The organism is Sporichthya brevicatena (genome assembly GCF_039525035.1).
In the GTDB taxonomy this organism is placed as follows: Bacteria; Actinomycetota; Actinomycetes; order Sporichthyales; family Sporichthyaceae; genus Sporichthya; species Sporichthya brevicatena.
Genome location: NZ_BAAAHE010000040.1, coordinates 18,172 through 42,969, shown reverse-complemented (window position 1 = coordinate 42,969; position 24,798 = coordinate 18,172). Strand labels below are relative to the sequence as shown.

Below are 24,798 nucleotides of genomic sequence, written 5' to 3'. Positions count from 1 at the left end.
TACGGTCTGCTGTCATGCCGCCCCGCCCCTGCCCGTGCGGCGCCCCGGCGCCCTACGACGCGTGCTGCGGCCCGCTGCACCGCGGCGACGCCCCGGCCGCGTCCGCGGAAGCGTTGATGCGCTCCCGCTACAGCGCCTTCGTCCTCCGGGACGCGGACTACCTGCTCGCGACGTGGCACCCGTCGACCCGGCCCAAGAAGCTGACGCTCGACCCGGACGTGCGGTGGCTGGGCCTGGAGGTGATCTCCGCCAGCGGCGGGGTGTTCGACACCGCCGGCATGGTCGAGTTCCGGGCCACCCACGACGCCGGCGTCCAGACCGAACGCAGCCGCTTCGTTCGCGAGGGCGGCCGCTGGTACTACGTCGACGGGGTCGTCGCCCGCTGACACACCACGACGTCAGCGGAACCGCGCGTCATAGCGCACGATCCCGCTGACGTTACGAGGGTTCAGGCCACCTGGAGCGAGCGCTTCGCGAAGCCGAACTGGAAGTCGTCGATCACCGTCAGGGCGGGGGCCTCGGGGTCGGTGGCGGCGCCGAGGGTGACGAACAGCGGGGTGAAGTGCTCGACGGTCGGGTGGGCGTACGGCATGCCCGGGGCCCGGCGGAAGTTCGCGAGGGCGTCGACGTCGCCGCGGGCGAGGGCGTCGGCGGCCCAGGCGTCGAAGTCGGTCGACCAGCCCGGGACCTGGTTGAAGAAGAACATCTCCCGGGTCGCGAACTGCAAGCCGTGGGTCATGAAACCGGAGCCGATGACGAGCACGCCCTCCGAGCGCAGCTGACGCAGGCGCCGGCCGAGGTCCAGCAGCTTGTCCGGCGCGTTGGTCGGCAGGCTCAGCTGGAGGACGGGGATGTCCGCGTCCGGGTACAGAACCTTCAGCGGCACCCACGCGCCGTGGTCCAGGCCACGGCGCGGATGGATGTGGACGGGCTCGGTGTCCGGCAGGACCGCCGCCACCTGGCGCGCCAGCGCGGAGGCGTCCGGGGTCTCGTAGCGTTCGTTGTAGTAGCGCGCCGCGAAGCCGCCGAAGTCGTAGACCAGGGGAGTCGCGGCCCCGGTCGCGCTCAGGCTGATCGGCGCGGACTCCCAGTGGGCGCTGACGATGAGGATCGAGCGCGGCACCGGCAGCCGCTGCGCCCAGGTGAAGAGCTGGTCGATCCAGTGCGGGTCGTCGAACAGCGGCGGGGCGCCGTGGCTGATGTACAGCGCGGGCATCGGTCCGTCGGCGGGCGTCCACGGGCGACGCTCGGCCGTCCGGGGCGCCACGTCCCGCAGGAAGGCGTCCAGCGCAGCTCCGGGGACCTCGGGGGCCATGATCGAGGACATTGCGTGCTCCACATCTCGTCGGTCGTCACCCTCGCCAACAAGTTGTAGCGTCAACTAATTCCGGCGTCCGGCTTTCGGGCCAGGACGTAGCCCTGCGGGGTCCGTTCGTGGCCCTCGACGGGCTCCCGCTCCAGGCGCGCACTGACGACGAGTCCGGCGCCCTCGGCCAGGGCCGCCACCTCGGTACAAGTGCGGCGATGGAAGTGCAGGTCGATCGTGCACCCGAACGCCTCGGCGTAGTGAACCACCTCGTCGCCGGCCTGGAAGACCACCAGTAAGTGCCCACGCGGCGCGAGGGCGCGCGCGAACCCGGCGAACGCGTCGGGCAGGCGCGCCGGCGGGGCGTGGATGATCGAGTAGAACGCGAGCAGGCCGTCCAGCGAGCCGGCCGGGAGCTGAAGGTCCGTCATGTCACCGACGGAGAAGGACAATCCGGGGTGGTCGCGCCGTGCTACGGCGAGCATGCCGGGGGAGAGGTCGATCCCGACGACGTCGAGTCCCCGCGCGGCGAGCCAGGCCGTTACCCGGCCGGTCCCGCACCCGACGTCGGCGACACGGCCACCCGGGCCGACAAGTTCCGCGAAGACGGACAGAGCCGCGCGGTCCCAGGGCTTGACGTCGAGGTCGTGCCGCCAGGCGTCAGCCACGGTCTCGGCGACCGCGTCGTAGGAGCGGCGGGTGGCGGTCAGGAAGTCAGGCTCGGGCACCCGCGGAACGGTACGGGCACCCCCTGACGGCGCCTCTTGCTATATGCAGGTAATTACCTGCATAATCGTCCCGTGGCCGACGAAGCAGGGGAGATGGACCGGGTCTTCAAGGCCCTGGCCGACCCGACCCGCCGGCTCCTGCTCGACCGACTGCGCGAACAGAACGGCCAGACCCTGAGCGAACTCTGCGCACATCTCGGCATGGCCCGACAGTCGGCGACCCAGCACCTGGACCTCCTGCAGGCCGCGAACCTCGTGAGCGTCGTGCGGCGAGGGCGCGAGCGCCTGCACTACCTGAACCCCACGCCGATCCACGAGATCCAGGAGCGCTGGATCTCCGAGTTCGACGCCCCCCGACTAGCAGCCCTGAGCGCCGTCAAGGCGCGGGCGGAGGAGTACGCGATGAACGACACCGCCATTCCGACGTACGTGTACACGACCTACATCAAGGCCACGGCCGAGCAGGTGTGGAAGGCATTGACCGACGCCGACCTCACCGCGAAGTACTGGGACCACGCCAACGTCTCCGACTGGCAGCCCGACTCGACCTGGGAGCACCGACGCAACGGCTCGGGGGAGTTGGACGTCGTCGGCACCGTGCTGGAGGTCGAGTACCCGCGCCGACTCGTCGTCACCTTCGAGACACCTGGTGAGGTGCTGCCCGGCGGGCCGTCGATCGTCACGTACCTCATCGAGAGCGACACCGACATCGTCAAACTGACGGTCACTCATGAGAACCTGCCCAACGCGGACTTCCACCGCGGCATCTCCAACGGCTGGCCGGCGGTGCTGGCGAACCTCAAGTCGCTGCTGGAGACGGGGAACCCGCTGCCCACCGAGCCGTGGGACCTGGCGATGGCCCACACGGCCCGTCAGAACACCTGACGCGCATGCCATTCCTCGCGGGTGATCGCGTACTCGACCTCGCCGAGCTCGGAGCCGGGGAGTGGGTCGGGGAAGTCGAGCCGGAAGGTCCGGACGTACCGCAGCCCGACGGCCTCCATCGTCCGGCGGGACGCGACGTTCACCGCCATCGTCTCGGCGAAGATCCGGGAGAGCCCGAGGTCGACGAATCCGTGCCGGAGCAGGGCCCGGGCACCCTCGGACGCGAAGCCCTGCCGCCAGTACTCGCGGCGGACGCGGTAGCCGAGTTCGGCCTGGCCGGCGATCGGGCCATGGTCGTCGCGGTGCGGCGGTTCGAGGGTCCAGCGGCCGATGAGCTCATCGCCGACGAACCCGACCCAGACGCCGAGCCCGGGGACACGGCCGGCGACGGCCAGCAGCGCACGGTGCGCCTCGACAGCCTCCTCGCGGGTGCGGCCGCGACCGGTGAGGTGGCGCATCACCTCGGGATCGGCGTAGAGGCGGACGCTGTGCTCGACATGCTCCAGCGCCAGCGGCACGAGCCGGAGTCGGGGAGCCAGCACGAGCGTCTGCGCCATGCCTCGCAGGCTAGGCGGCTGTCGGTGCCCGGGCTTAGGTTCGCAGCATGACCGAGAATTCGAGTTCGCAGACGGCCGATCGGTACCGGAAGATCGCGGCGGCGTTCACCGAGCGGGTCGAGCGCGTACCCGCGGACGGCTGGGACAGCCCGAGCCCGTGCGAGGGCTGGGTGGCGCGCGACATCATCCGGCACATCGTCGGCACCACGGAGTTCTTCCTCGGCGCACCGGCGCAGGGTGCACCGTCGGTCGACGAGGACCCGGTCGGCGCCTGGAAGTCCGCGCGCGACACGATCCTCGGCGCCCTGGCCGACCCGGCGATCGCCGGCAAGGAGGTCGAGAGCCCCGCCGGAACGCGCACCATCGAGGAGATGATTGCCATCTTCGGCGTCGGCGACCTGCTGATCCACACCTGGGACTTGTCCCGGGCCACCGGCCAGGACGACACCCTCGACGCCGACGAGGTGAATCGGTTGTTCACCTTCATGCAGCCGATGGACGAGATGATGCGCCAGGGCGGCGCGTTCGGCCTGAGGGTCGAGGTACCCGAGGACGCCGACCCCCAGACCCGGCTCATCGCGTTCACCGGTCGCACGCCCTGACGTGACCCGGCTCCGCTGCGCCCGGTGCGGCGCGGATCTGACGACCGATCTGGTGGAGATTCCGCTACCGGATTGGCGGGCTCCGGAGCGCCCGGAGGACGTGCACCCGCTGATGCCGCCCGGAACGTACGCGGTCGACCCGCGGGGTGTGTCGACCCGCCCGCACGGGACGGTGGTGGTCAACCCGGCCGATGCCGTGGGCCTGCGGGAGCACGACGACGCCATGCGCCTGAGCGGGTGCTGCCGGCGTGACGGGCTCGACGGGCCGAACCAGCTGTGCGCGTCCTGCGGCGCCGAGGTCGCCACGCTCCAGGACGACTGCTGGGTCGACTGGTCGACGCTGCGGTTCGAGTCCACCGCGGTTCTGCACGCAGAGGCGACACCGACGACTGATATTCATCAGGGGGAGCAGCACATGGTGGACGTCCCGATCGCTGAGCTCCGCGCCGATCTGGCCTCGTGGATCGCACGCGCCCAGGCCGGCGACGAAGTCGTGATCACCGAGCAGGGCACGCCGGTTGCCCGACTGTGCCCGGTCGAGTCTGCGTCGCTGGTCGAGCGTCTCGTCCGGGACGGCGTACTCACGCCGGCCAAGAACCCGCGGACGCCCAGCAAGAGCATCAGGCGAATCCAACCGACCCCAGGCCCACCGATCTCGGGCCTCGTCGGCGAGCAGCGGCGCTGACGTTCCCACTGGTCAGAAGGGGATTCCCACACCCACGTTACTTGACATAACGTACATTATCGGCGCTGCACGACCAGGCGGAGAGCCGAGGTCGCGCAGTGCGACCCCGGCTTCCCGCTCGCTCTCTCAGAGACCGAGCTTGTTGACAGCGAACGTGGCCTGCGCGTTCGTGTACTGGTCGCCGGCCGACGAAGTCAGCTGCTGGATCAGGCCAGATCGCGAGAACGCCATCATGTCCACGTACGCCTGGGCCGCCCGGTACGCCTGCTCGTTCCAGTCGACCTTCAGTTGGTTGACCGCAAACGTGGCGTCCGCCTTCGAGTAGCCGTCCCCGGCACTCGACGACAGCTGCCGGATCAGACCCAGCTTCGAGAACGGCATCAGCTCGAGGTAGCTCTCGGCAGAACGGACGGCGTTCTTCTGGGACATCGTCATCGCCGGCTCGGACTTCTCGGCCGGCTTCGCGTCGCCGGCCTTCGCCTCGTTCCCGCCGCCCTTCGCCTCGTTCCCACCACCCTTGGCGTCGCTACCGGTGGCACTCCCGTTGTTTCCAGCGGCACCCCCGTTCGACGCGCCCGTGGAAGCCGACGGAGACTGCGCGACGGTGTCGGACGACGAACCCGAGCCGCCAACGGCCCCGGCAACCCCAACCACCCCGACGAAGGCGAGCACGCCGGTGGCGATCTTGTGACGCACGAACCAGTTACCTGTCTTAGGCGCCTTCGGCGGGAGCGGCGGCAGCGCACTGAACGCTTGGTCGCCGTCGCTCTGGTTCGGATGCGGCTGGGGATTACTGCTCATGGAGCGGATCTCTCCTAGGTAGTCGTGGCGTTGTCTACCTAGTCGGTGGTTAGTTCAACTCACTTGCGTGCCGTTTGGCCGGTTTCGCATCAGCCGATCGGTGGATTCCTTTGGCGCCAGGGAGTCCTGCCTCGTGGGTCTTGGTCCGCCCGCAGGAGCGTCAATGGGCGCAGCAAAGACGATGACGACCTCGCCGTCACGGGCGTCGGCCGGGCCGACGCCGAACTCGGTGCCGTCGGGGCCGAACCCGCTGCCTCCACCGCCGCCGGCGAAGACGCTGCCGGCGGAGCCGCCGAAGTATCCGCCGCCTCCGCCGCCGCCTCCGCCGATCCCGTCCTCGAAGGCCGTCGGGATCGTGAACATGCCGGCGTCGCCGCCCTGGCCACGGACGCCGGAGCCACCCATGAGCGGCGGCAACCCCTGGATCACGAGGCCGGACGCCTCGCCGCCGGCCGTCGGCGTGCCGCCGGTGCCGCCTCCGCCGAGAACGCCGCCGAACGCCTCGCCGGGATCCACGCCCGGTGCGTGCTCACCGGTGGTACCGCCGCCGGCGCCACCGGGACCCAGGACCACCGCGTCCTGAGCCGTGAGCGCGCCGCTGCCGCCACCGCCACCGCCGCCGGCGGCGATCAGCGGGTCGGCACCGGACGGGTTCGAGCCACCGATCCGGACCTCGGACGCACCGCCACCGCCACCACCGGCCAACCCGAGGCCACCCAGCACGAGCGTGTTGCCGTTGCCGCCGCCACCCGGACCACCCGCGCCGCCGTCGACCCCGGACAGCCCGGCACCGCCGACGCGGACGTCGAGCTCGGACCCCGGCACCAACGGGATCGTCGCGGTCGCGGTCCCACCCGGCCCACCCGGGCTCTCGGTCAGGCCCGGGACCGGCACCGGCGTCTGGAGCGTCCCGGCCCCACCGGCGCCACCGCGCAAGCTCATGACGGCGCTGTGCACGCCCGCCGGGACATGGACACGCTGTGGCCCGCTCGCCGGAAGAAGGCGGCAGATGACCGTCCCGTCGCCGTTGCTCCGGCACCCGTCGTCCAGCCCGGGCACCGACGTCACGGCCCCGGCCGGCGCGGCGGCCAGGACCAGCAGGCCGGCACTCAACGCGCCGGTCCGGGCGGTCGCCCGGAGGCGCGCGGACGTCATGTGCCCAGTCTGCTTCACCCGGGCCGCCGACGGCGAGACCTGCGGTCCGGACCGTCCGACGACACCCAATCCGACACCCAATCCGACGCCCGATCTGACGCCCAATCCGACGCCCCGTCAGGGTGAGCCACACCACCCGCGTTTCGAAGGTTCGTCCAAGAACCGGGAAGTTCCGACTCTGCCCGTTCCGCCGCCCTGAATCGAGACTGGAGGTGCGCCGGTCACCGCGACAGGGCGCGGGAGGGAGCGAGGGAGATGTCGCAGATCATCGAGACATCGGTGCCGGAGAATCCGACCGTGGCGACGGACGCGGAGGTTCGCGAGGCCGAACTTCTTCGCGAGGAGGGCCGGATGCGCGCACACGACGGAGCGGTCGAGTCCACGTACTGGTACATGGTCGCGATGTTCGTACTCGGGCTCTACGCTGCCTTCTGGATCGTCCTGTTCACCAGAATGAACCCGTAGCGGTGGAGGTGGCGCCCTGGCCGGCCCGGAGCTCCCGTTGCTGACGGCCCGTCACACGGGGACGGGGGATCCTGGGGTACGGGTACTCCCCTTCGACGCGACGCACCATCGCGTTCTGCTGGGCCCGCACCGGCACGGAAACCTCGAGCTGATGTTCTACGCCGAGGGCTCCGGCGTGGACCGACTCGGCGACGTGGCCTTCGACGTCGCCGCCGGCGACGTGCTGCTCGTGACGCCCGGGGTCGTCCACGACGCGAGCGGAATCGCGGGCGCACGCGGCTGGGCGATCGAGTTCGACGCCGCGTCGGTCATCACGGTGGACGCGACCGCCTCCAACCGGGCGCGGACGACCGGCCGGCTGTGGTGGTCCAATCCCCTGCTCACGCCGTTCGTCCGCGCCGGCCGGGGCCCCCGACACGCGCACCTGCGGGTGCCGCCGGACCGGCACGACGAATGGGTCGCACGGATGCGCGAGATGGAGCGCGAGCACGCCGAGCGCATCGACGGCTGGGAGGAGGTCCTCTCCGCGCTGCTCCACGTGACGCTGATCGACCTCGCTCGCTTCGCTGCTCCCCACGCCGCCGGTCTGCGCCACCAGGGCGAGACGGTGCTCGCGCAGGTCTTCGAACTCATCGACGCCAGGTACGCGGAGCCGCTGAGCACGTCCGACGTCGCGGCCGCCGTCGCCCTGACCCCGACGTACCTGACGACGCTCGTTCGCCAACGGACCGGGCGCACCGTTCTGGACTGGATCCACGAACGCCGCATGGCGGCAGCCCGGGAACTCCTCCTGGAGACGGACCTGACCGTCGAGGCCGTCGCCGCGCAGGTCGGATACACCGACCCCACGTACTTCAGTCGGCGGTTCCGCGCCCACCACGGTCTGGCGCCCGGCCGCTGGCGGACGGCGGCGGGTATCTGACTCAGCGCTTACGCGGTTTCCTCGCCGGAGCCGGCGCCCCGACGTACTCGGCGAGGTGCTCCCCGGTCAGTGTCGATCGCGCGGCGACCAGGTCGGCCGGCGTGCCCTCGAAGACGACGCGGCCCCCGTCGTGGCCGGCGCCCGGGCCGAGGTCGATGATCCAGTCCGCGTGCGCCATCACCGCCTGGTGGTGCTCGATGACGAGAACCGACTTGCCCGAGTCCACGATCCGGTCCAGCAGCGCGAGCAGGTTCTCGACGTCCGCGAGGTGCAGGCCGGTCGTCGGCTCGTCGAGGATGTAGACGCCGCCCTTCTCCCCCAGGTGCGTGGCGAGCTTGAGCCGCTGCCGCTCTCCCCCGGACAACGTCGTCAGGGGCTGACCCAGTGTCAGGTAACCGAGCCCGACGTCCTTCATCCGCGCGAGGATCGCATGCGCGGCGGGCGTCCTCGCGTCGCCGTCGGCGAAGAACGCCTCGGCGTCCGCGACCGACATCGCGAGGACCTCGCTGATGTCCTTGCCACCGAAGGTGTAGTCGAGCACCGAGGCGTCGAACCGCTTGCCCTCGCACTGCTCGCACACCGTCGAGACCGGCGCCATCACGCCCAGGTCGTGAAAGATCACGCCCGCGCCGTTGCACGTCGGGCACGCACCTTCCGAGTTCGGGCTGAACAGCGCCGGCTTCACGCCGTTCGCCTTCGCGAACGCCTTGCGGATCGGCTCCAGCAGACCCGTGTAGGTGGCCGGGTTGCTGCGTCGGGAGCCCTTGATCGCCCCCTGGTCGATCGCGACGACGCCGTCGCGACCGGCGACCGAACCGTGGATCAGCGAACTCTTGCCCGACCCCGCCACACCGGTCACCACGACGAGCACCCCGAGCGGGATGTCCACGTCGACCTTCTGCAGGTTGTGCAGGTCGGCCCCGCGGACCTCCAGGACCCCGGTCCGCTCACGGACCGTCTCCTTCAACGCGGCGCGGTCGTCCAGATGACGACCCGTCAGGGTGCCCGAGCGCCGCAGCCCGGCGAGGTCGCCCTCGTAGACCACTTCCCCACCGTCGGAACCGGCGCCGGGGCCGAGGTCGACGATGTGGTCGGCGATCGCGATGGCCTCGGGCTTGTGCTCGACGACGAGCACGGTGTTGCCCTTGTCCCTCAGCTGCAGCAGCAGGTCGTTCATCCGGGCGATGTCGTGCGGGTGCAGACCGATCGTCGGCTCGTCGAACACGTAGGTGACGTCGGTCAGCGACGAGCCGAGGTGACGGATCATCTTGGTCCGCTGTGCCTCTCCCCCGGACAACGTCCCGGAGGGACGGTCGAGCGAGAGGTAACCCAGACCGATCTCGACGAAGGAGTCGAGCGTGTGCTGGATGTTGTCGAGCAGCGGTTTGACCGACGGCTCGTCCAGCCCGCGGACCCACTCGGCGAGGTCGGAGATCTGCATCGCGCACGCGTCGGCGATGCTGACGTCCTTGATCTTCGAGCGCCGCGCATGCTCCGCGAGCCGCGTGCCGTCGCACTCCGGGCAGGTCGTGAACACGACCGCGCGTTCGACGAACGCCCGGATGTGCGGCTGCATCGCCTCGACGTCCTTGGACAGGAAGGACTTCTGGATCTGCGGGATCAGGCCGAGGTAGGTGAGGTTGATGCCCTCGACCTTGATCTTGGTCGCCTCCTTGTACAGGAGGGCGTCGAGCTCCTTCTTCGTGAACTTCTTGATCGGCTTGTCGCAGTCGAAGAACCCGCAGCCGTTGAAGATGCGTCCGTACCAGCCCTCCATGGAGTAGCCGGGGATCGTGATGGCACCGTCGTTGATCGACTTGTTCTCGTCGTAGAGCGCCGCGAGGTCGAAGTCGGAGACCTTGCCCATGCCCTCGCAGCGCGGGCACATGCCGCCGGTGATCGAGAACGAACGGCGTTCCTTGACCTGCCGACCGCCCTTCTCCAGCGTGACGGCACCGGCCCCGCTGACCGAGGCGACGTTGAACGAGAAGGCCTGCGGCGAGCCGACGTGCGGCCGCCCCAGCCGGCTGAACAGGATGCGCAGCATCGCGTTCGCGTCGGTGACGGTGCCGACGGTGGAGCGGGCGTTGGCGCCCATCCGCTCCTGGTCGACGAGAATCGCCGTGGTCAGACCGTCGAGGACGTCGACGTCCGGCCGGGCCATCGCCGGCATGAAGCCCTGCACGAAGGCCGAGTAGGTCTCGTTGATCATCCGCTGCGACTCGGCCGCGATCGTGCCGAAGACCAGCGAGGACTTGCCCGAGCCCGAGACGCCGGTGAACACCGTCAGCCGGCGTTTCGGGATCTCGACGCTGACGTCCTTGAGGTTGTTCACCCGTGCGCCGTGGACGCGGATCCGGTCGTGCGAGTCGGCGGGGTGCGGTGCGGCCGGTCGAGCCATACGGGGTGGTCGCCTTCCTGGACGTCGTCGTTCGGTCAGCCGATCTGCTGGATGCGGACCGTGTTGCCCGCGGGGTCGCGGACGGCACAGTCACGCGAGCCCCAGGCCTGCTCGATGGGCTCCTGCATGATGTCGGCACCCCCGGCCTCGAGCTTGGCGAAGACGCCGTCGAGGTCCTTCGTCGCGAACATGATCGCGCCGTAGGTCCCCTTCGCCATCATCTCGGCGATGACCCGGCGCTCCTCGTCGGTGACGCCCGGGTCCGCGCCGGGCGGGTGCAGGACGATGTTGACCTCGGGCTGGTTGGGCGGGCCGACGGTGAGCCAGCGCAGGCCCTCGTAGCCCACGTCGTTGCGGAGCTCGAAGCCCAGCAGGTCGCGGTAGAACGCCAGTGCGGCGTCGGCGTCGTTGTGCGGGAGGAAGGTGGCGCAGATGGTGATGTCCATGGCACTCATGCTGTCCGCGACTCCCCCGTGGGTGCTTCTTGATTCCTGACCGGCCTGACGCGGACCGGCCGGGTGACCGTACGTGCGACGCAGGGCGGCATGGCGTCCGCCGCCGGCGCGCTGTCCCGCCGGTAGACGCTCGGCGGCACCCCCACCAGTTCGGTGAACCGGGTGCTGAACGTGCCGAGGGACGAGCACCCCACCGCGAAGCAGATGTCGGTGACGCTGCGGTCCGTGAGCCGGAGCAGCGTCATCGCCCGTTCGATCCGGCGCGTCATCAGATACGAGTACGGAGACTCCCCGTAGGCCCGCTTGAACTCACGGCTCAGGTGCCCGGCGGACATGTGGACGCCGCGGGCCAGCTCCTCGACGTTCAGCGGACGGGCGTACTCCCGATCCATCCGGTCGCGGACCTTGCGGAGCAGCACGAGGTCCCGCAGTCGCTGCTCCTCGGCGGGCGTGCTCACCTGCGGGATCGTACGGCGCGAACCTGGCTCAGTCGGGGATTCGTTCGGCCGCGGTGATGACCTGGCCGAGCGCGGCGTGCAGCGCCATCAGGTCCTCCACGCCGACCCCGAGGCGGCGTACGACCGCGTAGGGGATCTTCTCCGCCTCGGCGCGCAGCGCCCGTCCGGTGGCCGTCAGCTCGACGGACAGGGCTCGTTCGTCCTCCGTGTTCCGGCGGCGGCTGATGTAGCCGAGCGACTCCAGCCGCTTGAGCATCGGAGAGAGCGTCGCCGGCTCCAGCCGCAGCGTCGCGCCGATGTCCTTCACTGTCCGGGGCTCCCGGTCCCAGAGCGCGAGCATCACCAGGTACTGCGGGTGCGTCAGGCCGAGGGGTTCGAGCAGCGGACGGTAGATGCCGATCACCGACCGCGACGCCACCGCCAGGGCGAAGCAGACCTGCCGATCCAGCGCGAGCGGGTTCTCCCCCAGGTCGATGTCGGCCCGGTCGACCGTCCCGTTCACTCCCTCGGGCGCGTGCGTCGTCATGTCTCCCCTGCGGCCTCGTCGACCGGGTCGGCTGTGATGCACCCCATTTTGTTAGGGCACTAATCATTAGAGTACTATGTAGCCATGGCGAACGACGCTGACGAGCACGGGAAGAGCAACGCGCTCTACCAGGACAACCGCACGGCTCCGATCGTGAAGAAGGAGCCGAAGGCGGCGGTGATCAGCGCCCGCCAGCTCGCGCCGGGCACGTACCAGCCCCGCTGGTACGAGGACATCCCGTGGCGGATCTCCTACCGGATCAAGCGCGGGGTATTCACCATCTGGGGCCCGCCCCAGCTGAACCCGCACAACGACCCGCTCGCGCTGCTGGCCCGCCGCCGTGAGGAGCGCTACGCCGGCCGTAACCGCTGAGTCCCCTCCGCGGACGTAGCCTCGGCCCATGACTTCCGTCGCGGCGCCCGACATCCGGCTCGAGAACTCGTTCGCGCGGGACCTCGAGGGCCTCTACGTCGCCTGGCAGGCCGCGGAGTTCCCGTCGCCGTCGCTGCTGGCGTTGAACGACGACCTCGCCCGCGAGCTCGGGCTCGACCCGCAGTGGCTGCGCAGCCCCGCAGGCGTGCGCTTCTTCCTCGGCGCGGAACTGCCCGACGGGGCGACGCCGATCGCGCAGGGCTACGCCGGCCACCAGTTCGGCGGGTACTCCCCCCGGCTCGGCGACGGGCGCGCCCTGTTGCTCGGTGAACTCACCGATGTCCGCGGCGACCGGCGCGACGTGCACCTGAAGGGGTCCGGCCGCACCCCGTTCTCCCGGGGCGGCGACGGCAAGGCGGCCGTCGGCCCGATGCTGCGCGAGTACGTGATCGGCGAGGCGATGCACGCCCTCGGCGTCCCGACCACCCGCGCGCTGGCGGTCCTCGGCACCGGCGAGCAGATCTACCGCGAGGAGGGCGCGCTCCCCGGTGCGGTCCTCGTCCGCATCGCCGCGAGCCACCTGCGCGTCGGCAGCTTCCAGTACGCCTCCGCCCTGACCGTCGCGAAGCGGGACGAGACGGTGCTGCAGCGGCTCGCCGACTACGCGATCGCCCGTCACCACCCGGAGGCGGCGCAGGCCGAGCAGCCGTACGTGGCGCTGCTCGACGCCGTGACGACGCGTCAGGCCGAGCTGGTCGCCCGCTGGATGTGCCTCGGGTTCGTGCACGGCGTGATGAACACGGACAACGTCACGATCTCCGGCGAGACGATCGACTACGGGCCTTGCGCGTTTCTGGACGCCTTCGACCCCGGCACCGTGTTCTCCTCGATCGACTCGGGCGGTCGCTACGCGTACGCCAACCAGCCTCCGATCACCCTGTGGAACCTCTCCCGGTTCGCCGAGGCCCTGCTCCCCCTGCTCGGCGGCGACACCGACGAGGCCGTCAACCTCGTGGTGCCGGTGCTCGACACGTTCGCGGACCGGTTCGCCCACGCCTGGCGGGCCGGAGTCCTGGCGAAGCTGGGGCTGACCGAGTCGGACCCGGAGGCGGACGGCCAACTGGTTCAGGACCTCCTCGAGCTGATGGCGACGGAGCACGTCGACTGGACCTCGTTCTGGCGGTCGCTCAGTTCGGCGGCACGCGGCAACCCCGCCCCAGCCCGGGACGCGTTCCTCGCCCGCGACGCGTTCGACGCCTGGGCCGAGCGGTGGCTCGCCCGGCAACCCGACGCCGACGCGATGGACCGCGTCAACCCGATCTACATCCCGCGCAACCACAAGGTCGAGGAGGCGCTCACCGCGGCGACGCGCGGCGATCTCGCCCCGGTGACGCAACTGGTCGAGATCGTCCGCGACCCGTTCACCGAGCAGCCGGGCGCCGAGGAGTACGCCGCGCCCGACCCGAACGGCGGGAAGTACGTCACCTTCTGCGGGACCTAAGCTCCACCGCATGGCACGACTGGACGGCAAGGTCGCTCTGATCACCGGCGCGGCTCGCGGCATGGGTCGCGCCCACGCCCTCCGGCTGGCCGCGGACGGCGCCGACGTCCTCGCCCTCGACATCTGCGCGGACATCCCGAGTGTCGGGTACCCGCTCGGCACACCGGCGGAACTCGCCGAGACGGTGGCCGGCGTCGAGCGGGCCGACCGGCGCGCACTCGGCCTCACCGCCGACGTCCGCGACGTCGAGGCGATGAAGGCGGCGGTGGCGCAGGGGGTGGCCGAGTTCGGCCGGCTCGACATCGTCGTCGCGAACGCGGGCATCGCGCTGCCGGCCTGGGACATCGGCGACCCGCAGGCGTTCACCGATCAGATCGCGGTCAACCTGACCGGTGTCTGGAACACGGTCCACGCGGCCGCGCCGGCGATGATCGAGGCCGGCAACGGCGGTGCGATCGTGTTGATCAGCTCCGTGATGGGCCTGTCCGGGAGGACCGGCGGCGGCAACGGCACCGCCGACGGCTACACCGCCGCCAAGCACGGTCAGGTCGGGCTGATGCGCGCCTGGGCCCGGTGGCTCGCGCCCCACGCGATCCGCGTCAACACGATCCACCCCAGCGGCGTGGCCACGCCCATGGTCCTCAACGACACGATGGCCGCGTTGTTCGCCGACAAGCCGCCGCCCGAGAGCGGGGCCGACGTCGGGAACCTGCTGAACGTGACGATCCTTCAGCCCGAGGACATCGCGGGCGCGGTCGCCTGGCTGGTCTCCGACGAGGCCAAGTACGTCACCGGCGTCTCGCTCCCCGTCGACGCGGGCTTCGCCGTTCCCTGAGTGCGGAGGTTCGATGGAACAGATCACGACCGACCTCGCCGCCCAGCACGCGGAGCTGCGCGCCGTCCTGGGCGGCCTGCGGGCCGACCAGTGGGACGCGCCGTCGCGATGTGCGGGTTGGTCCGTCGCCGACGTCGTGCTGCACCTGGCCCAGTCGGACGAGGTCGCGGTCGGCAGCGCGCGGGGCGACATCGACGGCGCGGCCCGGGCGGCGGGCTGGGACCTGGACGCCCTGCACGCCGGCGAGCAGTCGATGGACGCACTCGCCGACCGCGCCGTGCAGGCTCAGCGCGGCGCCTCCCCCGCCGACCTCCTCGCCCGGTGGTCGGACACCGCCGACGCGCTGGTGACGACCCTGGCCGGGCTGGACCCCAAGGAGGCGCTGCCCTGGGTGGTCGGCCGGCTTCCGGCGCGCACCCTCGCGACCACGCGCCTCGCCGAGTGCTGGATCCACACCGGGGACATCACACCCGCTGCCGGGGTCGAGCAGCCGTTCAGCGAGCGGATGTGGCACATCGCCCGGCTGGCCTGGCGGACGATCCCCTACGCGTTCAGCCAGGCCGGGCAGGCGCTGGTCGGACCGGTGGCGGTCGTCCTGACCACCCCGGAGGGCGGGACCTGGACCTTCTCCGACGGCGACCCCGTGACCACGGTCACCGGCGACGCCATGACGTTCTGTCAGGTGGCGGCGCGGCGAATCCCCGGAGACGAGAGCGGCCTGATCGCGACCGGGCCGGACGCCGCCGCCGTGCTTGACCTGGTTCGCACCTTCGCCTGACCGTCCGGGACGGGTTGCGGGACACGCTGCGGGGAGGAATCCGGGAAAACCCGGATGCGACGAAGAGCGTCGTGCCGCCATCCTCGACACCGCTCCTCTACCGTCGTCACGTCGTCCTTGGGGGGACTCGTGGAACGCCTCGCTCATTTCGTGCTGCTGCACCGGCGGCTCGTCATCCTGGCCTGGGCGCTGATGTTCGTGATCGGCGGCATGACGGCGGCCAAGGTCCCGGACCGGCTGAACATCGACTTCTCGCTGCCCGGCCAGCAGGGCTACGAGACGTCGAAGGACGTGCTCGAGCGGTTCGGCAACGGCGGGCCAACCTCGAACACCCCCATCATCGTGACGGCGACGGTGCCGGAGGGGCAGTCGATCCCCGATCGCGCCGCGGACATCGAACCCGTCCTCGCGAAGCTCGGCGAGATCATTCCGGGCGGCCGGATCGCCGACTACTTCTCCGCCGACGAGGACCTGTTCCTCACCGAGGACCGGCGGACGATGTTCGCCTACGTGTACCCGGAGGAGTTCACCTCCTTCGACTACGCCCCGTGGGAGGACCTCCAGCCGCCCCTCGACGAGGCGATGGAGAACACCGACATCGACTGGGCGACCACCGGCTACGGAAAGCTGTCCGAGGGCGAAGGCGACGAGGAGGGCGAGTCGAGCCTGTTCATCGAGACGATGATCGGTGGCCTCGGTGCCCTGGCCGTCCTGCTGTTCCTGTTCGCCAGTCTGCTGGCGTTCATCCCGCTGCTGATCGCCGCCGTCTCGATCCTCACCACGTTCCTGGTCGTGCTGCTCGCGACCTACGTGATGGACGTCAGCTTCGTCGTGCAGTTCCTGATCGCACTCGTCGGCCTCGGGGTCGCGATCGACTACTCCCTGCTCGTCGTCAACCGATGGCGTGAGGAACGAGCTCACGGCCGGGACAACCACGACGCCGTCGTCATCGCGATGAAGTACGCCGGCCACGCCGTGGTCGCGAGCGCCGGCACGGTTGCGATCAGCCTGTGCGCACTGCTCGTCATCCCCGTGCCGCTGCTGCGGAGCATGGGCATCGGCGGCATGCTCATCCCGCTGATCAGCACGCTCGTGGTCTGCACGCTGCTGCCCGCCGTCCTCGGCGGCATCGGGCCGCGCGTCGACTGGCCGAAGATCCGGCACGAGGACAAGCCGTCCCGCGGCTGGTCGGCCTGGGCCCGTGGCATCGTGCGCTCCCGGTGGCTCGCCGCCGGTCTCGCGACCCTCGCCCTGGCGTTGCTGACCGCGCCGATCTTCGGCATCAAGATCGGGCAGGCCCGGACCGAGTCGCTGGCCAACGGGGGCACGGCCTATGAGGCCCTGCGGACGCTGCACGCCGGCGGTGTCGCCCCCGGTGTGGTCTCCCCCATCGAGGTGCTGATCACCGGGCCGGAGGCGAACGAGTCCGCCGGCAAGGTGGTCGCGGCCGCCGAGGCGACCCCGGGCGTCTACGCCGCGTTCGCCCCGGCGAACGAGCAGTGGCGTACCGGCGACTCGGTGCTCGTCGACGTCATCCCCACGGCCGAGACCGTCGACACGACGGAGGCCGGCATCGTCGACCGGCTCGCGGCCAACTTCGCGGACATCCCCGGCGTCGTCGGCCTCTCCGGTTCGGGCCCGACGATCCAGGACTACATCGACGCCGTCTACAAGAACTTCCCGTACAGCCTGGCGCTGATCGCGCTGGTGACGTTCATCCTGCTGGTGCGGACGTTCCGCTCGATCCTGCTGCCGCTCAAGGCGGTGGTGCTGAACATCTTCTCGGTGGCCGCGACGTTCGGCGCGACCGTCCTGTTCTGGCAGCACGGCCACGGCTCGGAGCAGATCTTCGACATCGAGGCGACCGGGGCGATCACGTTCTGGGTGCCGCTGGTGATCTTCGCGTTCCTCTTCGGCCTCTCGATGGACTACGAGGTGTTCATCCTCGCCCGGATGCGGGAGGAGTACGACCGGACCGGGCACACGGACACCGCGGTCATCGAGGGCCTGGCCCGGACCGGACGGCTCGTCACCGGCGCGGCGCTGATCCTGTTCCTCGCCTTCGTCGCCCTCGCGGCCTCCCCCGGCACCGAGATCAAGGTGCTCGCCACCGGCCTCGGCATCGGCATCCTGCTCGACGCGACGATCGTCCGCGCCGTGCTCGTGCCGGCCCTGGTGTCACTGTTCGGGGACTGGAACTGGTGGCTCCCGGCCTGGATCGCCAAGCCGCTCCGCCTCGAACCGCACCCGCGGCCGGGCAAGACCCTCCCGGTTGCCCCTCCCCCGGAGGAGCCGGAGTTGGTCCCCACCACGACGGGGTGGCCTCCCGCCTGAGCTTGGCAGGGGCTGGCTCTCTCGCCAGACATACCTCGCATCTGCCATACTGGGGTCGTGACGACGTTTCGCATCAGCGAGGTCGCTGACCTGATGGGGGTCAGCACCGACACCGTGCGCCGCTGGACCGACAGCGGCCGCCTGCCCGCCTCCCGCGAGGCCAACGGACACCGGACCGTGGACGGGGCCGCTCTCGCCGCGTTCGCGCGCTCCCTGGCGGAGAACCCCGACCCCGAACGGACCGTCACCACGTCGGCCCGCAACAGCATGCGCGGGATCGTGACCCACGTCGTTCGCGACACCGTGATGGCCCAGGTCGAGATGCAGTGCGGGCCCTACCGGATCGTCTCGCTGATGAGCCGCGAGGCCGCCGACGACCTCGGCCTCGAACCGGGTGTCCTCGCGATCGCGATGGTCAAGTCGACCAACGTGATCGTCGAGCTCGCCGACGCCGACTGACCCCGACCTCCGGGCCGGCACGGTCCGGACCGAGCCGCTGGAGCTCCCCCATGTCCCGAGCACTCCCCGTCGTGGTGGCCTGCGTCCTTGCCGTGGGCATGTTCGCCGCGGCACCCGGCAGCGCGAGCGTCGACTCCCCCGGCAGCTCGACGGCCGAACTCAAGGGCGTCACCGTGACGGGCGCCGTGGGCGACCGCGGCCCGATCAGCCGGGCGGCTCTGGCCCGGTTCGACCAACGCGCGGTCCGGATGACCTACCGGACCAGCGGCGGGCCCCAGACGCATCGGTACACCGGACCGCTGCTGCTCGACGTCCTGCGCGCGGTCGAGCCGAACTTCAGCTCCGACCGGCACGACCCGCTCCGCTACGCGATCCTCGTGCAGGCCACCGACGGGTTCCTCTCCGCGATCGCCTGGGGCGAGATCGACCCGGAGCTCGCGAACAAGCGGGCGATCGTCGCACTGACCGAGGACGGCAAGAAGCTGACGCGTCCCCGCATCGTCCTGCCCAGCGACGCCCACGGTGCGCGCCAGGTCTACGACGTCGCTTCGATCTCACTGCTCCGCCTGAGCCCGGAGATGGCTCACGGCAAGGCGGGCCGGGTCCTGCGCGACACCCCCGGCCACGAACACCACTGACGCCGCCTCACATCGCCGCCCCACCTGGACCTGCGAACTCTGGAGACCTCCATGTCCCGCTCTCCGCGGTTTCGGCGCAGCTGCGCCGTCGTCGCCGCTCTCGCCCTGGCCCTGCCCCTCGCCGCGTGCTCCAACGACGACGACGATGCGCTCGTGCCGTCGGGTTCGAGCACGCCCGCCGCCGAGCGCCGCGAGCTGATGGTGTTCGCCGCGGCCTCGCTCACCGGGGCCTTCACGGAGCTCGGCAAGAAGTTCGAGTCCGACCACCCCGGGGTGACGGTGCGTTTCAACTTCGGGTCCAGCGGCACACTCGCGACCCAGATCAACGAGGGCGCACCCGCGGACGTGTTCGCCTCCGCATCCCCCGCCACGATGACGACCGTCACCGACGCCGGCAACGGTGCCGGTGAAGCCGTGACGTTCGTGAAGAACCGGCTCGAGATCGCGGTGCCCGCGGGCAACCCGGGCGAGGTCGACGACATCGAGGACTTCGCCGACGACGGCCTCGACATCGCGCTGTGCGCCGACACCGCCCCGTGCGGTGCGGCCGCGGACAAGATGTTCGCCGCCGCGAACATCACCCCGAAGCCCGACACCCGCGAGGCTGACGTGAAGGCCGTACTCACCAAGGTCGAGGCCGGCGAGGTCGACGCGGCGCTCGTGTATCACACCGACGTGCTGTCGGCCGCCGCCGGCAAGGTCGAAGGCATCAGCTTCGAGGAGTCGGACCTCGCGATCAACGACTACCTGATCAGTGCGTTGAAGGACGCCAAGCACGCGGACCTGGCAACCCAGTTCGTCGAGTTCATCCAGACCGACGCCGCGCAGGACGTGCTCAAGGCGGCGGGCTTCGAGTCTCCCGGGGCGACGGAGAGCGCGTCGCCCTCCGCCTCGCCGGCGTCGTAGCGACGGCGTGGCAGCATCGCGAGGGCGATGAGCATCTCCACCGAGAGCGAGAGGGCGGGCCCCGTGGGCGGCGGGGCCCGCCCTCCGCGCGCGCCCCGGGAGCGGTCCGGGATCCCGCCGCTGCTGCTCGCGCCGGCCGGCATCGGCCTGGTCTTCCTGATCATCCCGCTCGTCGGTCTGATGGTGCGCGCGCCGTGGACCGAGCTGCCCGACCAGCTCGGCCGAGAGATCGTGCGCGACGCGCTCGCCCGGTCGATGTACACGGCGTCGATGGCGACGCTGCTCTCGCTCCTGCTCGGGGTGCCGATCGCCGTGGTGCTCGCGCACGGCCGGTTCCGCGGCCGTGGCCTGGTGCGCGCACTGGTGACGGTCCCACTGGTGCTGCCACCGGTCGTCGGTGGTGTCGCGCTCTTCGCCGCGCTCGGCCGCCGGGGCGTGATCGGTCAGCACGTCCACGACTGGACCGGCTACTCGCTCCCCTTCACCACGAACGCGGTGATCATCGCCGAGACGTTCGTCGCGATGCCGTTCCTGATCATCGCCGTGGAGGGCGCCCTGCGCGGCGCGGATCCCCGTTTCACCGAGGCGGCCAGCACGCTCGGAGCCACCCGCTGGTACGCGTTCCGACGAGTGACGCTCCCTCAGGTGATGCCGGGTATCGCCGCCGGCGCGGTGCTCTGCTGGGCCCGCGCGCTCGGCGAGTTCGGCGCGACGGTCACCTTCGCGGGCAGCCTCGAGGGCCGGACGATGGTCATGCCCTCCGCCGTCTACCGCGAGCTCGAAGCCGGTCACCCGGACACCGCGATCGCGCTGAGCCTGGTGCTCATGGTGATCTCGGTCGTCGTGCTCGCCAGCCTGCGCGAGCACTGGATCTCGCCGGGACGGACGCGATGACCGGACTGACCGCGGACTTCCGCGTCGGCCGTGGCACCTTCCACCTGGACCTCGGCCTGACCGTGCCCCCGGGTGGGACCGTGGCCCTGCTGGGCCCGAACGGGGCGGGCAAGTCGACCGCGTTGCGCGTCCTCACCGGGCTGCTGCGCCCGTACGAGGGCGAGGTCCGCCTCGACGGCACCGTGCTCGACGGGCCGGGCGTCCACGTCGCACCGGAGCGCCGGCCGATCGGTGTCGTCTGGCAGGACTACCGGCTGTTCCCCAACCTGTCCGCACTCGACAACGTCGCCTTCGGGCTGCGCACGCGCGGCGTCGGGAAGACCGAGGCCCGGGAGCGCGCGGCGGCCTGGATCGAGCGCGTCGGCCTCACCGAGCACGCGCGTAAGAAGCCGGGTTCGCTCTCCGGCGGCCAGGCGCAGCGGGTGGCTCTGGCCCGCGCGCTCGCCCCGGAACCGAAGCTGCTGCTGCTCGACGAGCCGTTGGCCGCCCTCGACGCGCGCACGCGGCTCGACGTCCGCACGAACCTCCGCAAGCACCTGGCCGATTTCGGCGGCGCGACGGTGCTCGTCACCCACGACCCGCTCGACGCGATGGTGCTCGCCTCCGACGTCCTCGTCCTGGAGGAGGGCCGGGCGGTGCAGCGCGGACCGGTCGCCGAGGTCGCCCGTCACCCGCAGACCGACTACGTCGCGCAACTCGTCGGGTTGAACCTCTACCGCGGGATCGCCGACACCACGGGCGTGCGGTTGCCGGACGGGACGGTGATCTCCGCCGTTATGGACCACCTCGCGCCGCACGATCCGGTCGAGGTGCTCGTCGCGTTCTCGCCGTCCGCGGTCAGCGTCTTCACCGAGCGGCCGGTGGGTACGCCGCGGAACGTCTTCCCCGCGCAGATCACCGACATGGAGCTGCACGCCGGCGCGGTGCGCCTGCGGTTGGAGGGCGCGCTGGACGTCCTCGCGGACGTCACCGCCGGCGCGGTGGCGGACCTCGACCTCGTGCCCGGCCGGCAGGTCTGGGCCACCGTGAAAGCGACGGAGACCTCGGTCTATCCCGCCTAGGGTGGCGATCATGTCGCTGCCCGGTCGCCGCCCGTCGTTCCTGCTCGAGCTCGACCTCGACGTCCCGCTCGTCGACCCACCCCCGCAGGCCCCGCTGGCGAAGGCCCTGGGCCGCGGCCAACCGGCGCTGCGCACGGTGCTCGCGGACCTGCATCGCGCGGCGAAGGACCCGCGGGTGGCGGGGCTGATCGTCCGCACCGGCGGCACCTCGCACCCCCTGGCGCACGCCCAGGAACTGCGCGACGCCCTCACCGAGTTCGGCGCCTCCGGCCGCCCGACGGTCGCGTGGGCGGAGACGTTCGGCGAGTTCGGTCGCGGGACGTCGGGCTACCTGATCGCGACGGGGTGCTCGGAGATCTGGCTGCAGCCGACCGGGGAGGTCGGCGTCACCGGGATGGCGGCCGAGGCACTGTTCCTCCGCGAGCTGTTCGACCGGCTCGGGCTGCGGGCCGAGGTCGGTGCTCGGCGCGAGTACAAGAACGCGCCGAATCTGGTGACCGAGCGCGGGTACACCGAGCCCCACCGCGAGGCGATGACCCGTCTGGTGACCTCGAGCCTGGGCACGGTGCTGGAGGAGCTCGCGGAACGCCGCGGGCTGGACGCCGACGACCTGCGCACCCTCGTCGACCGGGCGCCGATCGCGGCGGAGGACGCCCTCGCCGCCGGGCTGGTCGACCACCTGGGCTACCGGGACGAGGCGTACGCGGCCCTGACCGCGCGGCTGCCCGGGGCGCAGCTGCGGTTCCTGCACCGCCTCACCGAGACCCCGGCCGCCCGGCTCCGCACCGCCACCGCCCGGGACCGGCGCCACGTCGCGGTCGTCGACGTCGTCGGCACGATCCGGTCCGGCCGCAGCGGCCGCAACCTGTTCGGAGCGGCCGCGGGGGCCGACACCGTGAACGCGGCCCTACGGGCCGCGGCGCGCGACGAGCACGTCGGCGCGGTCGTCCTGCGCGTCGACTCCCCCGGCGGTTCCTACATCGCCTCGGACGCGATCTGGCGGACCTCACAGGGGCTGCGAGCCGCCGGCAAGCCACTGGTCGTCTCCATGGGCGCGGTCGCCGCGTCGGGCGGCTACTACGTCGCGATCGGCGCGGACCGGATCCTCGCGCAGCCCACGACCGTCACCGGCTCGATCGGGGTGTTCGGCGGCAAGCTCGTCGTGGGCGACGTCCTCACCCGGCACGGCATCGACCACGACGCGGTCGCCGTCGGCGCGCGGGCCCGGATGTCGTCGCCGCGCGTCGGGTTCGACGCCGACCAGCTCGCCGCGCTCGAGGCCTGGCTGGACCGGGTCTACGCCGACTTCAAGGCGAAGGTCGCGGCCGCCCGGGGGCTCTCGGCGGAGGAGATCGAGGTGGCGGCGCGGGGCCGGGTCTGGACCGGGGCGGACGCTCGCGAACGCGGCCTGGTCGACGCCTTCGGCGGGCTGCCGGAGGCCGTCGCGCAGGCCCGTGCCCTCGCCGGCCTCTCCCCCGACGCCCCGGCGCGGCCCCTGCCCGTCCCGTCTCCCCTGAACCGCTTCGCCCGGCCCCGGTCGAGCGAGGACCCCCGGGCCGCGGCCGCGCTCGGGCCCGTGTCCTTCGCCACCTCGGTCGCGGCCGCCGGGTGGGGTTCCTGGGCGGAGCTCGCCACCGCCCTCGGGCTGCCGGCCGCGGGTCCGCTCACGCTGGACGTCGGCGCGCTGCGGGGCTGATCCCGGCCCGGCCCCACGAGACCCGCCGACGGGGCGTGCTGGCCCGTGACCTGCGCATACCGCCTTTCGGTGGCGTTTTCTGTGGCGACGCTGTGGTCGGACTGGGAAGGCGCTACGCGTTGGTAACTTTGACCCGAATTCAGTGGCGGACGGCCTCCGGACGCGGTACCAAGAGGGTGGCGAAACGGTTTCGTACACCGGCTCCCGGGAATTGATAGCAGCATCGGGCCGTTGCTCGTACCAGTGAGTACGAGTAGCTCCCAACCGGGGGATTGCCACGACAGGGCCTGGAGCCCAGGAGGCGGCGGAACATGAGTGAGCGAGCACTGCGCGGCTCGCGGCTCGGCGCGACGAGCTACGAGACCGACCGGGACATCGAGCTGGCCCCGCGCCAGGTCGTGGGCTACGCCTGCCCGAAGGGGCACGCGTTCGAGGTGCCCTTCTCGGCCGAGGCCGAAGAGGTTCCGGTGGTCTGGGAGTGCCGTGTCTGCGGCAACGTCGCACTGCGTGCCGACAACCCCGAGCAGGACGACAAGCGGGGCAAGCCGGCCCGCACCCACTGGGACATGTTGATGGAGCGCCGGACGCGCGAGGAGCTCGAAGAGATCCTCGAGGAGCGCCTGGCCGTCCTCCGCGCCGGTGGGATCCCCGGCCACCCGGCCACCCGCAAGTCGGCCTGACCCGACGCGCCCCGCGCCGACCCGCGCGACCGCACAACCGAACAGACCTGCGAAACAACCCCACCAAGGGGGTGTCACCCCTTGGTGGGGTTTTTCCACATCTGGCGCCGGTTCTCCACAACCCCGGCTGTGGATATGTGGATTACTCGTCGACGATCTCGCCGGGGATGACATCCCCGCGGCCGTCCGGCCGCCGGCCAGGACCGAAGCCGCCAGGACCGAAGCCGCCGGGCCCGAAGCCGCCGGGCCCGAAGCCGCCGGGACCGGTCGGCCCGCCGGGGATGACGACGAAGTAGCGCTTCGCGAAGACCACGAGGCCCCGCCTCGCGAGCGGTCGGGTGAACGGCAGGACGAGGAAGAGCCCGACGGTGTCGGACAGGAAGCCGGGCGCCAGCAGCAGCGTGCCGCCGATCAGGATCAGCGCGCCGTCGGCGAGTTCCTTCGCGGGCAGCCCGCCGCTGTTCACCTTCTCCCGGAGCGCGAGCCAGGCCCGTCGGCCCTCGCGCTTGATCAGCCAGCTGCCGAGGACGGCCGAGCCCATCAGCAGGAGGATCGTCCAGCCCGCGCCGATCTCCTGGCCGACCTGCACGATCACGTAGATCTCGGCGATCGGCACGATCAGCAGGGCGAGGACCACGAGCAACGGCATGCCGCCCATCCTCCCCCACCACCCGCGGGATGACGTCCCGGGCGCAGCC

General features: G+C 71.2%; 28 protein-coding genes. 18 read left to right on the top strand and 10 right to left on the bottom strand.

From position 1 onward, the window contains the following. Nucleotides 1–14 precede the first annotated feature (14 nt). Nucleotides 15–386, top strand: coding sequence for a YchJ family protein (locus tag ABD401_RS19575; RefSeq protein WP_344607857.1), 372 nt, complete (start codon nt 15–17; stop codon nt 384–386). 62 nt (nt 387–448) lie between these two features. On the opposite strand, the gene ABD401_RS19570 is transcribed toward ABD401_RS19575, so the two are convergent. After that, on the bottom strand, nt 449–1,327 hold the full coding sequence (locus ABD401_RS19570; RefSeq protein WP_344607855.1) for a dioxygenase family protein: 879 nt from the start codon (nt 1,325–1,327) through the stop codon (nt 449–451). Nucleotides 1,328–1,377: 50 nt separating this feature from the next. Then, entirely contained in the window at nt 1,378–2,034 is a 657-nt protein-coding gene (locus ABD401_RS19565; RefSeq protein ID WP_344607853.1) for a class I SAM-dependent DNA methyltransferase, read from the bottom strand. Between the two features lie 93 nt (nt 2,035–2,127). Here ABD401_RS19565 and ABD401_RS19560 point away from each other — a divergent pair, with 93 nt between their 5' ends. Then, the gene (locus ABD401_RS19560; protein WP_344607912.1) at nt 2,128–2,919 is read left to right on the top strand and encodes an ArsR/SmtB family transcription factor; all 792 of its coding nucleotides are present in this window, start codon (nt 2,128–2,130) and stop codon (nt 2,917–2,919) included. Here the strand turns inward: ABD401_RS19560 and ABD401_RS19555 are convergent. Next, nucleotides 2,907–3,476: a GNAT family N-acetyltransferase gene (locus tag ABD401_RS19555; protein WP_344607851.1), complete on the bottom strand. Its 570-nt coding sequence runs from the start codon at nt 3,474–3,476 to the stop codon at nt 2,907–2,909. The genes ABD401_RS19560 and ABD401_RS19555 overlap by 13 nt on opposite strands. Nucleotides 3,477–3,523: 47 nt before the next feature. Between ABD401_RS19555 and ABD401_RS19550 the strand changes: the two genes are divergently transcribed. Together ABD401_RS19550 and ABD401_RS19545 are read left to right on the top strand one after the other, a co-directional pair. Continuing rightward, entirely contained in the window at nt 3,524–4,078 is a 555-nt protein-coding gene (locus ABD401_RS19550) for a TIGR03086 family metal-binding protein (protein WP_344607849.1), read from the top strand. 52 nt (nt 4,079–4,130) lie between these two features. Then, a complete protein-coding gene (locus ABD401_RS19545; RefSeq protein ID WP_344607847.1) occupies nt 4,131–4,763 on the top strand; it encodes a type II toxin-antitoxin system Phd/YefM family antitoxin in 633 nt (210 codons plus the stop codon). Between the two features lie 126 nt (nt 4,764–4,889). On the opposite strand, the gene ABD401_RS19540 is transcribed toward ABD401_RS19545, so the two are convergent. Beyond that, nucleotides 4,890–5,564, bottom strand: a complete 675-nt coding sequence (locus ABD401_RS19540; protein ID WP_344607845.1) for an Ltp family lipoprotein — start codon at nt 5,562–5,564, stop codon at nt 4,890–4,892. A gap of 54 nt (nt 5,565–5,618) precedes the next feature. Further along, complete coding sequence (locus ABD401_RS19535; RefSeq protein ID WP_344607843.1) at nt 5,619–6,719, bottom strand: hypothetical protein; 1,101 nt, start codon at nt 6,717–6,719, stop codon at nt 5,619–5,621. Between the two features lie 255 nt (nt 6,720–6,974). Between ABD401_RS19535 and ABD401_RS19530 the strand changes: the two genes are divergently transcribed. Together ABD401_RS19530 and ABD401_RS19525 are read left to right on the top strand one after the other, a co-directional pair. Next, nucleotides 6,975–7,184 carry a hypothetical protein gene (locus tag ABD401_RS19530; protein WP_344607841.1) on the top strand — a complete coding sequence of 70 codons (210 nt, stop codon included), beginning with the start codon at nt 6,975–6,977 and terminating at the stop codon, nt 7,182–7,184. A 37-nt stretch (nt 7,185–7,221) separates the two neighbouring features. After that, nucleotides 7,222–8,106: an AraC family transcriptional regulator gene (locus tag ABD401_RS19525; RefSeq protein WP_344607839.1), complete on the top strand. Its 885-nt coding sequence runs from the start codon at nt 7,222–7,224 to the stop codon at nt 8,104–8,106. Between the two features lies 1 nt (nt 8,107). On the opposite strand, the gene ABD401_RS19520 is transcribed toward ABD401_RS19525, so the two are convergent. Genes ABD401_RS19520 through ABD401_RS19505 form a run of 4 tightly spaced genes read right to left on the bottom strand, consistent with a single transcriptional unit; the run spans nt 8,108 to nt 11,946 of the window. Next, complete coding sequence (locus tag ABD401_RS19520) at nt 8,108–10,507, bottom strand: ATP-binding cassette domain-containing protein (protein WP_344607837.1); 2,400 nt, start codon at nt 10,505–10,507, stop codon at nt 8,108–8,110. A 35-nt stretch (nt 10,508–10,542) separates the two neighbouring features. Beyond that, nucleotides 10,543–10,953 carry a VOC family protein gene (locus ABD401_RS19515; protein ID WP_344607835.1) on the bottom strand — a complete coding sequence of 137 codons (411 nt, stop codon included), beginning with the start codon at nt 10,951–10,953 and terminating at the stop codon, nt 10,543–10,545. 5 nt (nt 10,954–10,958) lie between these two features. Next, entirely contained in the window at nt 10,959–11,420 is a 462-nt protein-coding gene (locus ABD401_RS19510) for a helix-turn-helix transcriptional regulator (protein ID WP_344607833.1), read from the bottom strand. Between the two features lie 28 nt (nt 11,421–11,448). Further along, a complete protein-coding gene (locus tag ABD401_RS19505) occupies nt 11,449–11,946 on the bottom strand; it encodes a MarR family winged helix-turn-helix transcriptional regulator (RefSeq protein ID WP_344607831.1) in 498 nt (165 codons plus the stop codon). An 84-nt stretch (nt 11,947–12,030) separates the two neighbouring features. Here ABD401_RS19505 and ABD401_RS19500 point away from each other — a divergent pair, with 84 nt between their 5' ends. From ABD401_RS19500 to ABD401_RS19445, 12 genes are all read left to right on the top strand, one after another. Further along, the gene (locus ABD401_RS19500; RefSeq protein WP_344607829.1) at nt 12,031–12,318 is read left to right on the top strand and encodes a hypothetical protein; all 288 of its coding nucleotides are present in this window, start codon (nt 12,031–12,033) and stop codon (nt 12,316–12,318) included. 28 nt (nt 12,319–12,346) lie between these two features. Next, nucleotides 12,347–13,819, top strand: coding sequence for a protein adenylyltransferase SelO (locus tag ABD401_RS19495; protein WP_344607827.1), 1,473 nt, complete (start codon nt 12,347–12,349; stop codon nt 13,817–13,819). A 10-nt stretch (nt 13,820–13,829) separates the two neighbouring features. Next, complete coding sequence (locus ABD401_RS19490) at nt 13,830–14,654, top strand: mycofactocin-coupled SDR family oxidoreductase (protein ID WP_344607825.1); 825 nt, start codon at nt 13,830–13,832, stop codon at nt 14,652–14,654. A gap of 13 nt (nt 14,655–14,667) precedes the next feature. Then, complete coding sequence (locus tag ABD401_RS19485; protein ID WP_344607823.1) at nt 14,668–15,432, top strand: maleylpyruvate isomerase family mycothiol-dependent enzyme; 765 nt, start codon at nt 14,668–14,670, stop codon at nt 15,430–15,432. Nucleotides 15,433–15,561: 129 nt separating this feature from the next. Beyond that, nucleotides 15,562–17,766 carry an MMPL family transporter gene (locus ABD401_RS19480; protein ID WP_344607821.1) on the top strand — a complete coding sequence of 735 codons (2,205 nt, stop codon included), beginning with the start codon at nt 15,562–15,564 and terminating at the stop codon, nt 17,764–17,766. Between the two features lie 57 nt (nt 17,767–17,823). Continuing rightward, nucleotides 17,824–18,225 (top strand): TOBE domain-containing protein, encoded by a 402-nt coding sequence (locus ABD401_RS19475; RefSeq protein ID WP_344607819.1) that lies wholly within the window; start codon nt 17,824–17,826, stop codon nt 18,223–18,225. A gap of 50 nt (nt 18,226–18,275) precedes the next feature. Next, a complete protein-coding gene (locus ABD401_RS19470) occupies nt 18,276–18,863 on the top strand; it encodes a hypothetical protein (RefSeq protein WP_344607817.1) in 588 nt (195 codons plus the stop codon). A 51-nt stretch (nt 18,864–18,914) separates the two neighbouring features. Beyond that, the gene (gene modA / locus ABD401_RS19465; protein ID WP_344607815.1) at nt 18,915–19,769 is read left to right on the top strand and encodes a molybdate ABC transporter substrate-binding protein; all 855 of its coding nucleotides are present in this window, start codon (nt 18,915–18,917) and stop codon (nt 19,767–19,769) included. Nucleotides 19,770–19,796: 27 nt separating this feature from the next. Beyond that, a complete protein-coding gene (gene modB, locus ABD401_RS19460; protein WP_344607813.1) occupies nt 19,797–20,663 on the top strand; it encodes a molybdate ABC transporter permease subunit in 867 nt (288 codons plus the stop codon). Beyond that, nucleotides 20,660–21,724 (top strand): ABC transporter ATP-binding protein, encoded by a 1,065-nt coding sequence (locus ABD401_RS19455; RefSeq protein WP_344607811.1) that lies wholly within the window; start codon nt 20,660–20,662, stop codon nt 21,722–21,724. The genes modB and ABD401_RS19455 overlap by 4 nt, the downstream gene beginning before the upstream one ends. Before the next feature lie 10 nt (nt 21,725–21,734). Then, nucleotides 21,735–23,420, top strand: a complete 1,686-nt coding sequence (locus ABD401_RS19450) for a S49 family peptidase (protein WP_344607809.1) — start codon at nt 21,735–21,737, stop codon at nt 23,418–23,420. 311 nt (nt 23,421–23,731) lie between these two features. After that, complete coding sequence (locus tag ABD401_RS19445; RefSeq protein ID WP_344607807.1) at nt 23,732–24,100, top strand: RNA polymerase-binding protein RbpA; 369 nt, start codon at nt 23,732–23,734, stop codon at nt 24,098–24,100. Nucleotides 24,101–24,242: 142 nt separating this feature from the next. Here ABD401_RS19445 and ABD401_RS19440 read toward each other — a convergent pair whose 3' ends face one another. Then, nucleotides 24,243–24,749, bottom strand: coding sequence for an FxsA family protein (locus tag ABD401_RS19440; RefSeq protein WP_344607805.1), 507 nt, complete (start codon nt 24,747–24,749; stop codon nt 24,243–24,245). Nucleotides 24,750–24,798: the final 49 nt, after the last annotated feature.